Raw genomic sequence first — 11,946 nt, forward strand, 5'->3', positions numbered from 1 at the left:
AGCGTGACCATGTTCGACGTCGTCTAGCCCCGGCGGCGGGGGCCGTGCCCCCCTTTACCCCCCACAGGAACACAGAGCCATGCACCCCAGAGCATTCCGTTGGTACGGCGTCATCACGCTGTTCGTGATCGTCGCCATCTCCTATGTCGACCGGATCAACATCGCGGTGCTGATCACCGATGCCTCGTTCCTGCACCACATCGGCATCGCACCAGGCGACCGCGTCAGCCAGGGCCTGCTGGCCACGGCCTTCATGGTCGGCTACGGCGTCTCGGCTTTCGTGCTGACGCCGTTCTGCGCGGCGCTGTTCGGGGTCCGCAGGAGCCTGATCCTCGGGCTGGTGCTGTGGGGCGTGGTCACCTTCATCACGCCGTGGTTCAACGGCTACGGCATGCTGCTGGCGTCGCGGATTCTGCTCGGCGTGTCCGAAGGGCCGCTGTTCTCGCTGGCTTCGTCCTACATCAAGGCGCATTTCGAGAGCCACGAGAACGGCAAGCCGAACTCCTTCGTCAACATGGGCACCGGCCTCGGACTGGCGCTCGGCTATCCGTTGATCGGCTTTCTGCTGGTCAGCTTCGACTGGCAGATGTCCTTCCATGCGCTCGGGGTGCTGAACATCGTGCTGGGCATCCCGCTGGTGCTCGCCTTCGTGAAGATGCCCGCGGCCTATGCCGGTCTGGCGAAGCCCAAGTCCTTCGGCGACGCCATGGGCCGGGTCGGCGAGATCGTCAAGGGCGCATTGCACACGCGCTACCTGGTGCTGATCACGGTGCTGACCTCGGCCACGCTGGCCTACCTCTGGGGCAGCAGCAACTGGCTGCCGGCCTACCTCAAGGAGGTGCGCGGCTTCTCGCTCAAGGAGATGGGCTGGCTCGCCTCGCTGCCGCAGTACGCCACGGTGCTCGCGGTGCTGCTGGGCGGCATCCTCATCGACAGGATCGAGCGCCAGCGCGTGCCCTTCATCTTCATGGCCGCGAGCGCGGGCGTGGCGCTGTCGGTGCTGATGGCGATCAACGTGCACGACCCCTACGCGGCGGCCTACTGCCTGATTGCGGCCAATTTCTGCTGGGGCCTGCAGAGCCCGGCGATTCCGAGCACCGTGCAGTACTGCGCCCGGCCCGAGCATGTGGCCAGCGCCTTCGGCGTCGTCAACGGCACCGGCAGCCTGGTCGCGGGCTTCATGCCGGCGCTGATGGGCGGCGTGATCAGCGCGGTGTCGGCCGGCCCCGGCGCTTCGGGCGGCGCGGCGCATGGTTTCTTCGCCGGCTTCGCGCTCTTGATCGGGACCCAGCTGGTGGTGTTCGCCTGCGGCTTTGTGCTGTGGTGGCGCGAGCGCAGGCTAATGGGCTCAGTCCCTGTAGCTGCCGTCGACGCGGTCTAGCTTGCGGATCAGCGAGGGCCAGACGAAGGCCCCGCCGAGGCCGCCGGTCTGCACCTTCATCGCCTGGCCCACGCCGTCGACGATGCGCGGATCGACCTGCGTGAGCTCGCCGCCGCCGGACTGCGCCGCGATCTGGATCTGGCAGGTGTTTTCGAAGGTGTACATGCTGAGGAAGGCGTCGGCCACGGTCTTGCCGACGGTCAGCAGGCCGTGGTTGCGCAGCATCAGGAAGTTGGCGCGACCCATGTCGGCCTGCAGCCGCGGCTTCTCGTCGTCGCGGAAGGCCACGCCTTCGTAGTCGTGATAGGCCAGCGAGGCCAGCACGAAGGTCGACTGCTGGCTGATCGGCAGCACGCCGTTCTTTTGCGCGCTGACCGCGATGCCGGCGCGCGTGTGGGTGTGCAGCACGCACTGCACGTCTTCGCGCGCCGCATGGACCGCGCTGTGGATCACGAAGCCGGCCGGGTTCACCGGGTAGGGCGAGTCGATCACCTTGTTGCAGTCCTGGTCGACCTTGATCAGGCTCGAGGCCGTGATCTCGTCGAACATCAGGCCGTACGGGTTGATCAGGAAATGGTGTTCCGGGCCGGGCACGCGGGCGCTGATGTGCGTGAAGACGAGGTCGCTCCAGCCGTAGAGTGCGACCAGGCGGTAGCAGGCCGCGAGGTCGACGCGCAACTGCCATTCTTCGGGGCTGACGAGTTTCTGGATGTCGCTGGGCGCGGTGGCGTTCATGGGGTTCTCCTGGAAAAAGGGATTCAGGCGGTGGTCGGCGCGGGCTGCTTCGCGGCCTTGTAGATGCTCTGCCGCGGCTGCGCCATCAGGCGCCTGAGCATCGGCTCGAATTCGCCGATCGGCAAGGTCTCGGCCTTCGGGTCGAAGGCCGGGTTGTCGTAGAGCTCGCAGAACTCGGCCGTGCGATCGAAGCACGGATGGCTGCGGAAGTTCTCGCGCAGGTCGCGGTCCAGCCCGATGTGATGGAAGAAATAGTGCCCCTGGAAGATGCCGTGGTGCGCCACCATCCAGTGGTTCTCGTCGCTCACGAAGGGCTTGAGGATCGCCGCCGCGATGTCCGGATGGTTCATCGTGCCGAGCGTGTCGCCGATGTCGTGCAGCAATGCGCACATCACGTACTCCTCGTCGCGGCCGTCGCGCAGCGCGCGCGTCGCGGTCTGCAGCGAATGGCTGTAGCGGTCGATCGGAAAACCGCCGTAGTCGCCTTCGAGGATCTGCAGGTGCTTGATCACGCGCTCGGGCAGGCCCTGTGCGAACTGCATGAATTCGCTGCCGATCAGTTGCCAGTCCTGCTGGGTGCTGTCCTGCATGCGGACGAAGGTCGCTCTTGCATTCATCGGTGGTCTCCGTGGGATTGGCGGCCCACTGTAGACCTCGCGTGGGCGCTCAACTGTCAAAAACAAGACAATGGGGCGCTCTGGTAAACCCCCGAACCCGAACCCGAATCCGCGCCGAATGCCCCAGCCTGCTCACGGCGGCTGAGTTGATCCACCTGCGCCGCGGCGCGATGGCGCTTGGGAAGCACGAGCTAGGGGCAACCCCGCTCAGCGCAGCACCCGCCCTTCCTTCGTGATGCTGATCAGGTCGATGGCGCGCCCCGGGTCTCGCAGGCCCGGGCGCAGGTTGATGCGGAAACCGCCGACGTCGTAGTCCGACATGCCGGTCATCACGCGCTGCAGCGCGGCGGGCGTGAAGCCCTTGCCGGCCCGGCGCACCGCCTCGGCGGCGGCCTTGGTGGCGATGAAGCCCTCGAGGCCTTCGTACGAGGGGGTCTGGTCCGAGTTCTCGACCGCGGCGAGATACTCCTTGACGATCGGGATCGCCGACGGGCGCGGCGAGGGCACGACCTGCGAGATCACGATGCCGCCGATGTCCTTGCCGAGCTCCGCGTAGAGCGGATCGATGCCGACGATCGAGAATGCGGTGAAGCTGCCGGCATAGCCGCTCTTGCGCAGCCGGCGGATCACGTCGGCCGTCGTGGCCGACAGCGACACCAGCACGATGGCCTGCGGCGACTGCTTCTGCACCGCCGCGAGCGCCGCATCCACCTTGTCGCTCGCCGGCGGCACCAGCGCGGTCGCCACCAGCGGCGCCAGCTTGAGTTCGGACATCGCCTGCTGCACCGACGCCAGGCCGGCGCGGCCCATCGCATCGTCGTCGCCGATCAGTGCGATGCGGTTTTGCCCGACCGTGGCGCACTGGCGCACGATCTTGAAGGCCTCGTCCGCCATGCTGGGCCGGACGTGGAACACGTTGGGGTAGGCGGCGCCGCGCAGGTTGTCCGCCGCGGCGAAGGGGGCGAACAGCACGCTGCCCTGTTGCGCCGCGACCGCCGCCCCGGCTTCGCTGCTGGCGGTGCCGACGAAGCCGAACAGCATGTCTGCCTTGTTCGTGCCCAGGAGGGTGCGCGCATTGGCGGCGGCGCGGCCGGCGTCGTAGCCGTCGTCCAACTGCACCAGCTTCAGCTGGAGACCGCTGGCGGCGCTGCTCTCGTTGAACTCGGTCGCGTAAAGCCGGCAGCCGGCCGCGAAAGCCAGCCCGATCTCGCTGGCCGCGCCGGTCAGGGGCACCGATTGACCGAGGATCACGGTGCGCGCCGCGGGGGCGCGTGCCACCCCTTGGGCGTGGCCGGGCCGGGTGGCGGCCAGTCCGCTGCCGCCCAGCAGCAGCGCTGCGCCGGTCTTCGCCATCCAGGTCCTGCGAGTGAGAGTCATCGGAAGCCTTTCGCTACAACTAACAAAAAATGTAGCGATTTCGATGCCTCAGACGAAGGTACTAAGTCACGTTACGCGCCGAGGTCGTGGCAATGAGGGGCCCGACGTCGCTGGGCTGCGACCAGATTTGTTAACTTTTGTATATGGGTTGTGGCATTTTGCACAGCGTAAAAGCGGCTTCCGCTGTCAAATCCTGGCTGACCCGGAATAGTCCCTGCTGGATGAAATGAAGCACACGTCAACCGAAATCGCCTTGTTGGAAAGCGCGCTGGTCGCCATCGAGAAGGTGCTCGCCCACGCCGACAGCGAACTCGAAGGCCCCGTCTACCTGGGCCCGACCGCCAACCTGCCGCTGGAGGCTCTGCGGACCGCTGCGCAGACCGAGGCGCAGCGATTCAGCGCCAGCGCCGCCCAGACCGCGGCCAACATCTGCCTGAGCTCGGCCGCGGCTCTGGTCGACGTCAGCCAGGCGCTGCTGAACCGCTGCGGCGACCGGATCGATCACGAACTCGAGCGCGAGTGGCAGGCACTGATCACGCATACCAAGATCGCCAGCCGCACGGCCTTGCGGGCGGCGCTCGTCATGGCGGCCCAGCAGAACCTGCCGCAGGCGCAGAGGCGCGCGCCGGGACAAGCCGACGACCTGCCCACGCTGGCGCATTGAGCGCCAGGCCGACGCCGGGCCGCCAGCGCGGCGAAGTCCGCGCTTCGCGCTGACGGGCGGCCTGCTGACTCCCCCTCGGGGGGCAGCGACCCACACGAAGTGGGGGAGCGTGGGGGCCATCCAGGCCGGCGCCGGGCCGCCCCAAGGCGGCCTGCGGCCCCCTCGGGGGGCAGCGACCCACACGAAGTGGGGGAGCGTGGGGGCCAGTCAGGTGCGTAGGAACACCACGTCCCACACCCCGTGGCCCAGCTTGAGGCCGCGGTTCTCGAACTTGGTCAGCGGCCGGTAGTCCGGCTTGGGCGCATAGCCCGCGGCGCTGTTGCGCAACATCGGCTCGGCCGACAGCACCTCGAGCATCTGCTCGGCGTAGGGCTGCCAGTCGGTGGCGCAGTGCAGGTAGCCGCCGGGCGCCAGCCGGTCGGCCAGCTTGCGCACGAAGGGCGGCTGGATCAGGCGGCGCTTGTTGTGCCGGGTCTTGTGCCACGGGTCCGGAAAGAACACGTGCACGCCCGCCAGCGAACCCGGCGGCAGCATGTGATCGAGGACGTCGACCGCATCGTGGGCGCAGATGCGGATGTTCTGCAGCTGCTGTTCGCCGATGCGCTTGAGCAGCGCGCCGACGCCGGGCTCGTGCACTTCGCAGCACAGGAAGTTCTTCTCGGGCATCAGCGCCGCGATGTGCGCGGTCGCCTCGCCCATGCCGAAGCCGATCTCGAGCACGGTCGGCGCCTGGCGGCCGAAGGCGGCGTCGAAATCGAGCGGCTCGGCGCGGTAGGGCAGCAGGAACTGCGGTCCGAACTGCTCGTAGGCGCGCGCCTGGCCGTCGGTGGTGCGACCGCCGCGCTTGACGAAGCTCTTCAGGCGGCGATGCAGCGGATGCGCCTCGCCGGTGGGTTTGTCGCCCGCGGGCGGATCGGCCGGCGGGTCGTGGGGGAGGTCGGTGGTAGAGCTTGGGGTCACGGCGGCGGATTGTAGAGATCGCGCCAATGGGCCACCCATTGCGCGAGCGCTTCGCCCGCGGTGGCAGCGCCGGTCGGCCCGAGACCAAGCACCTGCGCCGCGGCCTGCAGCGCGGCCAGCGCGTCGACGGGGGTGGCCAGCGCGAGCGCTGCCGCACCGTTCTGCTTGGACAGCTTGTCGCCGTCGGCGCCCAGCACCAGCGGCGTGTGCAGGTAGCTCGGCGTCGGCAGTCCGAGCGCCCGCTGCAGCAGGATCTGGCGTGCCGTGTTGTCCGCCAGGTCCTCTCCGCGCACCACGTCGGTCACGCCCTGGTCGGCGTCGTCGACCACCACCGCCAGTTGGTAGGCCCACGGGCCGTCGGCGCGCCGGAGCACGAAGTCGCCGACCTCGCGGCCGACGGCCTGCTGTTGACGGCCGAGCCGGCGGTCGTCCCACTGCAGCTGTCCGGACCTCTGGGCGGCCTCGAACTTCACAGCGGCGAAGCGCCAGGCGCGCGCCGGCTTGCCGTGCAGGCCCTCGCGGCAGGTGCCGGGGTAGACGCGCTCGCCGTGGCGCGCATGCGCCATGCCGCGCGCCGCCAGCGCCCGTTCGATGTCCTTGCGGGTGCAACTGCAGGGGTAGGCCCAGCCCGCCGCCTTGAGGTCGTCGAGGGCGCTCGCGTAGAGCGGGGTGCGCCGGGTCTGCCAGGCCGGCGGCGCGTCCGGGACCAGGCCGCAGGCGGCCAGTTGCGCGAGGATCCGTTCGCCCATGCCCGGAAGGCAGCGCTCGGTGTCGGCATCCTCGATGCGCACCAGCCAGCGCGCCTGGGGACCGCGGGCGCGGACGTCGAGCCAGCTCGCGAGCGCCGCGACCAGCGAGCCGGCATGCAGCGGCCCGGTCGGAGAAGGCGCGAAACGGCCGATTCGGGTCATGACCCCGCGACAGGCAGTTCAGACACCGCCGGGCCGCCCAAGGCGGCTGCGCCCTCCTCGGGGGAGCAGCGACCCACGACGCATGAAACCGGCGCAGCCCGATGCCAGGGATACCGCGGAACCGGCTTCGCCGGGCCGCTGGTATCGCCCCCTTGAGGGGGCAGCGCCGCAGGCGCTTCGGGGGTGTTTCATTTCAAGCGGCTTTGAGCGCCAGCGTCAGGCCCGAGAGGAAGGCGTCCTCGACCCGGTGCCCGGTGCACCAGTCGCCGGCGACGCCGAGGCGAGCCTTGGCGTCCCACAGGTGCGGCTTGCCTGCCGGCACCTGAGTCTGCGCCTCGGCCCAGCAGCGGGCCTCGGCATGCGCAGGCTCGGCCCGGATGCCGGTGATCTCGGCGAAGGCGCGCAACAGCTTGGCCCTGACGCGCGCGGCGTCGTCGCGCAGGTGCTCGTGCGACCAGGCGGCGCTGGCCTGCAGCGTCCAGCGCTCGATCGGATCGCGGCCGGGCTTCGACGACTCGCGCGCGAGCCAGGCCACCCGATGGTGCGTGCTGCGGGCGGCGTTCCATTGGGGGCCGAGGTGCGACAGCGTGGGCTGGTTGGCCTGAGGGAAGGCGATCATCAGTGTCCAGCAGGGCGCGATGCGAACCGGCTCGATCCGGCGGCTCAATTCGGCGGACAGCCGGCCGTCGCCGAGCAGGGCGCGCGTGCGCGCCGGCGGCACCGCCATCAGCACGGCATCGAAGCCCGAATAGACACGCTGCGAATCGTCGACGCCGGCGGTGCGCAACTGCCAGCGCTTGGCGTCCAGCGCATCGCGCTCGATCTGCGTCACCTGGGTGCGCGTCAGCAGCGCGTCGCCCAGCGGCGCCGCCCAATGGGCGACCAGGGCGTCCATGCCGGGCTGGGCCACGAAATGGGGCTCGCGGGAGGGCCGGGCGGCCTCGGCGACGCGGCCATGGGCGTCGAGCACGCGCACCAGGTTGGCGCTCCAGGGCTTGCAGATCTTCGGGGTGGTTTCCAGCACGCGCGCGAAACGCGGGTCGCGCACGGTGAAGTACTGCGCGCCGCTGTCGAAGCGGCCGAAGGGCGTGGCCTCGCTGGCCATGCGGCCGCCGGCGGTGGCTTCACGTTCGAACACGGTCACCTGGTGACCGGCCTGCACCAGCGTGCGGGCACAAGCCACGCCGGCGATGCCCGCGCCGACGACGGCGTAGTGGCGAGTGGCGGTGGATCGGTGGCGGTCGGCGGCGGGTCGGATGGTCATGGCAGTCTCTTTGTCGGGTGGCGGGCCATGTGACTCTAACCGGGTTGGCGGGCGCGCCGGCCGCCACGCCGGCTAGGGCCTGAACAGGCCCTAGCGGCCGCGGTGGCGCTCCAGCAACGCGAGACGCGTTCCCTCATGCTCGAAGCGCTCGAGCCACCACTGCATCGCGCGCCCCGGGCTGCCGGCGCTGCGCACGCGCCAGGCGCAGTGCATGGTGGCGACCGGCGGCACGCGCCCGGTGCGGCGTTCGACCAGGTGCCCGGCCTCGATGTACGGCCGTGCCATGGGTTCGGGCAGGAAGCCGCCGCCCAATCCGTGCAACTGGGCTGCCAGCTTGGCCTGCATGGTCGGCACCGTGAGCACGTCCTGCCCGCCAACCAGGTTGACCGTCATGCCCGGGCCGGACCGCGCCGAGTCGGCTGCGGCCACGGCGCGATGCTGGCGCAGCACCGCATCGCTGAGCGGCTCGGGGAGTCGCGCCAGCGGATGGTGCGGCGCCACTGCGTAGACGAAGCGCAGCTCGCCCAGCGGGCGGCTGCGGATCCCCGTGGCCGTGAAGGCCAGGTTGGCGGCGTCGAGCACCGCGCCCACGGCCAGATCGGCTTCGCCGCTGGTCAGCGCCTCGAGGGTGCCCAGCAGCGTCTCGTCGCGCAGCTTGAGCCGCGTCGGAGGATCGAGGGCGAAGAACGCGTTCACCAGATCGAGCAGCGGATCGCGCGCGATCACGCTGTCCACCGCGATCGTGAGCATCGGCTCCCAGCCGGTCGCGATGCGCTTGACCCGGTTGGCGACCGCGTCGATCTCGCTCAGCAGCCGGGCCGATTCGCGCAGCAGCTCCACCCCGGCTTCGGTGACCCGTGCCTGGCGCCCGCTGCGGTCGAACAGCAGCACGTCGAGCGCATCCTCGATCAGGCGGACCCGATAGCTCAGCGCGCTGGGCACCAGGTTGAGCGAGCGGGCCGCGGCGGCGAAGCTGCCCGTGCTGGCCACGGTCTGCAGCATCGCGAACGCGTCGGGCGTCAGCACGTCACGGGCAGTAGGCATGGCGGTCGATCATTCAAAAAAATTGAATGATGCCATCAAAGCAGAACGTCTTGAGGCCGGGGCGCGGGGCCTAAAGTTCCACACATCCGCCGCGCACAGGGCGCGGCATTCGAAGCGCCCTCCACGAGAGGGCAGGAGTTCGACGATGTTGCAAGTCCGTAAATCCCAGGAACGAGGCTATGCCGACCACGGCTGGCTGCGTTCCTTTCACAGTTTCTCCTTTGCGGGTTACTACGATCCGGCCCACATGGGCTTCGGCAACCTGCGCGTGATCAACGAGGACCGGGTCGCCGCCGGTGCCGGCTTCGGCACGCACGGCCACAAGGACATGGAAATCATCAGCTACGTGCTGTCGGGCGAACTGGCGCACAAGGACAGCATGGGCAACGTGGAATCGATCCCGCCCGGCGACGTCCAGCGCATGAGCGCGGGCCGCGGCGTGATGCACAGCGAGTTCAACCACAAGGCCGACCAGACCACGCACTTCCTGCAGATCTGGATCGAGCCCAACGTGCGCGGCATCGCGCCGGGGTACGAGCAGAAGACCTTCGCGGCCGAGGAGAAGCGCGGCAAGCTGCGCCTCGTCGCATCGCCCGACGGCGCCGACGGTTCGGTGCTGGTGCATGCGGATGCGCGGCTGTTCGCGGGCCTGCTCGACGGCGACGAACAAGCCAGCCTGGCGCTGGACCCGAAGCGCAAGAGCTACGTGCATCTCGTGCGCGGCGAACTCGAGGCCAATGGCACGAAGCTCGCTACGGGTGATGCGGCCTTGCTCGAAGGCGAAAGCCGGCTGACCCTCGGCGCCGCCAAGGATGCTGAAGTGCTCGTGTTCGATCTTGCCGCCTGAAGTTCACTTTTTTTCAACCTAGAGGAGTCCATCCCATGTCCACCACCACCGCATCTCCGTACGCCGCTCCGGCCACCACCGGCGCCGCCCAAGACTCGCTCGCGCTGCTCGGCCGCGTGCTGATCGCATTGCTCTTCGTGCCCGCCGGCTTCGCCAAGATCGGCGGCTTTGCCGGCATCGTCGGCTACATCGGCGCAGTCGGCCTGCCGTTGCCGCAACTCGGCGCAGTCATCGCGATCGTCGTCGAGCTGGGTCTCGGCCTGTTGCTGCTGGTCGGCTACAAGACGCGCATCGTGTCGATCGTGCTGGCCGTGTTCACGGTCGCGACGGCCGTGTTCTTCCACAACTTCTGGGCCATGCCCGCCGACAAGGCGTACATCAACCAGCTGATGTTCTTCAAGAACATCGCGATCGCCGGTGGCCTGCTCGCGATCGCCGCGCTCGGCGCCGGCCGTTTCAGCATCGACAAGAAGTAGCTCGCCCCCAGGTTGGCCGGCACGTCGTGCCGGGGCGGCGTCGGCCGCGGGCTTAGGATGCGCTTTTTGCGTTGACTAGGAAAAGTTCATGGCCGACATCGCTGTCGTTTTTCATTCGGGCTACGGCCACACGCAGCGCGTCGCGCAGGCGGTGGCCGACGGCGCGGGAGCCCATTTGCTCGCGATCGACGCCGATGGCAATCTTCCGGCCCATGGCTGGGAGCTGCTGGCGGCGGCGGACGCGATCATCATGGGCGCGCCCACCTACATGGGTGGCCCGAGCTGGCAGTTCAAGAAATTCGCGGACGCCTCTTCCAAGGTCTGGTACGTCCAGGGCTGGAAGAACAAGCTCTTCGCGGGCTTCAGCAACAGCGCCGCCATGAACGGCGACAAGGACGCCACGCTGACCTACCTGTGGCACCTGGCCATGCAGCACAGCGGCCTCTGGGTCAGCCTCGGCATCATGCCGGCCAACAGCAAGGCGGCCCGGCGCGACTCGATCAACTACGTCGGCGGCTACAACGGCCTGCTGACCACCTCGCCCTCCGATGCGAGCCCGGCCGAGATGGCACGGGGCGACCTCGACACCGCGATCGCATTTGGCGAACGCGTGGCCGTGGTGGCAAGATCAAAGCGATGAAACACCCCCGCAGCGCCTGCGGCGCCGCCCCCTCGAGGGGGCGATACCAGCGGCCCGGCGAAGCCGGTTCCGCGGTATCCCTGGAATGGACCCGTGCCGGGTTCATGGGGTGGAAAACGCAACCCTTCACCGAGGAATCACGATGACCGCACCGCTTCTGCTCCAACCGCACGACAAGGACCTGGGGGGCGGCTTCAACGTCCGGCGCCTGCTGCCGTCGGCGAAGCGCCGCTCGGTCGGCCCCTTCGTCTTCTTCGACCATTTCGGGCCGGCCACCGAGACGCCCGGCAAGGCGCATGACGTGCGGCCGCATCCGCACATCGGCCTGGCCACCGTCACTTACCTCTTCGAGGGCGCGATGATGCATCGCGACAGCCTCGGCAGCGTGCAGGAGATCCGTCCCGGCGCGATCAACTGGATGACCGCGGGGCGCGGCATCGTGCATTCGGAGCGCAAGCCCGAGTCGCTGCTCGACGCCACCTATGTGAACCACGGGCTCCAGCTCTGGGCTGCCTTGCCGCAGGCCCACGAAGAGGTCGAGCCCAGCTTCGTGCACACCGAGGCGGCGGACATTCCGGCGCTGGACGTGCAGGGCGTGCCGGTCCGGGTGCTGGTCGGCGAAGCCTTCGGCGTCCGCTCGCCGGTCGCGACCTTGTCGCAGACCCTGTATCTCGACCTCGCGCTGCCGGCGGGCGCGCGCTTCGAGCTGCCGGCGCTTGCGCCCGAGCTGGCGATCTATCCGGTCGACGGCGACCTCACGCTCGACGGCATGCCGGTGGCGCGGCACACCATGGCGATGCTGCCCGAAGGCGCAGGCGGCATGCTGGCGGCGGAGCGTGCGGTCCGTCTCGTGGTGATCGGCGGCGAGCCGCTCGACGGCCCGCGCTTCATCACCTGGAACTTCGTCTCGAGCCGGCGCGAGCGCATCCTCGAGGCCGGCGCCGAGTGGGCCGCCCAGCGCCTGGGACAGGTGCCCGGCGAGACCGAATTCATCCCGCTGCCGGGGCACCCGTTCCAGGTGCAGTCTTAG

Annotated in this window: 13 protein-coding genes; 6 read left to right on the forward strand and 7 right to left on the reverse strand. The window is 69.1% G+C overall.

Annotation, left to right across the window (positions count from 1 at the left end; translation table 11 throughout):
• The first annotated feature begins 79 nt into the window (after positions 1-79).
• Entirely contained in the window at positions 80-1,381 is a 1,302-nt protein-coding gene (locus AC1D2O_RS07790; RefSeq protein WP_478090577.1) for an MFS transporter, read from the forward strand.
• On the opposite strand, the gene AC1D2O_RS07795 is transcribed toward AC1D2O_RS07790, so the two are convergent.
• From AC1D2O_RS07795 to AC1D2O_RS07805, 3 genes are all read right to left on the reverse strand, one after another.
• Entirely contained in the window at positions 1,349-2,116 is a 768-nt protein-coding gene (locus AC1D2O_RS07795; protein ID WP_478090578.1) for a class II aldolase/adducin family protein, read from the reverse strand. The genes AC1D2O_RS07790 and AC1D2O_RS07795 overlap by 33 nt on opposite strands.
• Positions 2,117-2,139: 23 nt before the next feature.
• Entirely contained in the window at positions 2,140-2,733 is a 594-nt protein-coding gene (locus AC1D2O_RS07800) for an HD domain-containing protein (RefSeq protein WP_478090579.1), read from the reverse strand.
• A gap of 207 nt (positions 2,734-2,940) precedes the next feature.
• Positions 2,941-4,110 carry an ABC transporter substrate-binding protein gene (locus tag AC1D2O_RS07805; RefSeq protein WP_478090580.1) on the reverse strand — a complete coding sequence of 390 codons (1,170 nt, stop codon included), beginning with the start codon at positions 4,108-4,110 and terminating at the stop codon, positions 2,941-2,943.
• A 226-nt stretch (positions 4,111-4,336) separates the two neighbouring features.
• Here AC1D2O_RS07805 and AC1D2O_RS07810 point away from each other — a divergent pair, with 226 nt between their 5' ends.
• Complete coding sequence (locus tag AC1D2O_RS07810) at positions 4,337-4,774, forward strand: hypothetical protein (protein ID WP_478090581.1); 438 nt, start codon at positions 4,337-4,339, stop codon at positions 4,772-4,774.
• A gap of 207 nt (positions 4,775-4,981) precedes the next feature.
• On the opposite strand, the gene trmB is transcribed toward AC1D2O_RS07810, so the two are convergent.
• The 4 genes from trmB to AC1D2O_RS07830 all read right to left on the reverse strand — a co-directional run bounded on the left by trmB (position 4,982) and on the right by AC1D2O_RS07830 (position 8,953).
• Positions 4,982-5,773, reverse strand: coding sequence for a tRNA (guanosine(46)-N7)-methyltransferase TrmB (gene trmB, locus AC1D2O_RS07815; protein ID WP_478090582.1), 792 nt, complete (start codon positions 5,771-5,773; stop codon positions 4,982-4,984).
• Complete coding sequence (gene gluQRS / locus AC1D2O_RS07820; protein ID WP_478090583.1) at positions 5,731-6,645, reverse strand: tRNA glutamyl-Q(34) synthetase GluQRS; 915 nt, start codon at positions 6,643-6,645, stop codon at positions 5,731-5,733. Before gluQRS ends, trmB begins: the two co-directional genes overlap by 43 nt.
• A gap of 193 nt (positions 6,646-6,838) precedes the next feature.
• Complete coding sequence (locus AC1D2O_RS07825; RefSeq protein WP_478090584.1) at positions 6,839-7,909, reverse strand: NAD(P)/FAD-dependent oxidoreductase; 1,071 nt, start codon at positions 7,907-7,909, stop codon at positions 6,839-6,841.
• Between the two features lie 90 nt (positions 7,910-7,999).
• Positions 8,000-8,953: a LysR family transcriptional regulator gene (locus tag AC1D2O_RS07830; protein ID WP_478156654.1), complete on the reverse strand. Its 954-nt coding sequence runs from the start codon at positions 8,951-8,953 to the stop codon at positions 8,000-8,002.
• Positions 8,954-9,098: 145 nt separating this feature from the next.
• Between AC1D2O_RS07830 and AC1D2O_RS07835 the strand changes: the two genes are divergently transcribed.
• The 4 genes from AC1D2O_RS07835 (at position 9,099) to AC1D2O_RS07850 (ending at position 11,946) form a co-directional block, all read left to right on the forward strand.
• Complete coding sequence (locus AC1D2O_RS07835) at positions 9,099-9,800, forward strand: pirin family protein (protein WP_478094694.1); 702 nt, start codon at positions 9,099-9,101, stop codon at positions 9,798-9,800.
• Positions 9,801-9,835: 35 nt separating this feature from the next.
• Entirely contained in the window at positions 9,836-10,276 is a 441-nt protein-coding gene (locus tag AC1D2O_RS07840) for a DoxX family protein (protein WP_478156656.1), read from the forward strand.
• Between the two features lie 88 nt (positions 10,277-10,364).
• Positions 10,365-10,916 carry a flavodoxin family protein gene (locus AC1D2O_RS07845; protein WP_478093278.1) on the forward strand — a complete coding sequence of 184 codons (552 nt, stop codon included), beginning with the start codon at positions 10,365-10,367 and terminating at the stop codon, positions 10,914-10,916.
• 142 nt (positions 10,917-11,058) lie between these two features.
• Positions 11,059-11,946 (forward strand): pirin family protein, encoded by an 888-nt coding sequence (locus AC1D2O_RS07850; protein ID WP_478093276.1) that lies wholly within the window; start codon positions 11,059-11,061, stop codon positions 11,944-11,946.

The organism is Variovorax sp. P1_G12 (assembly GCF_056405555.1).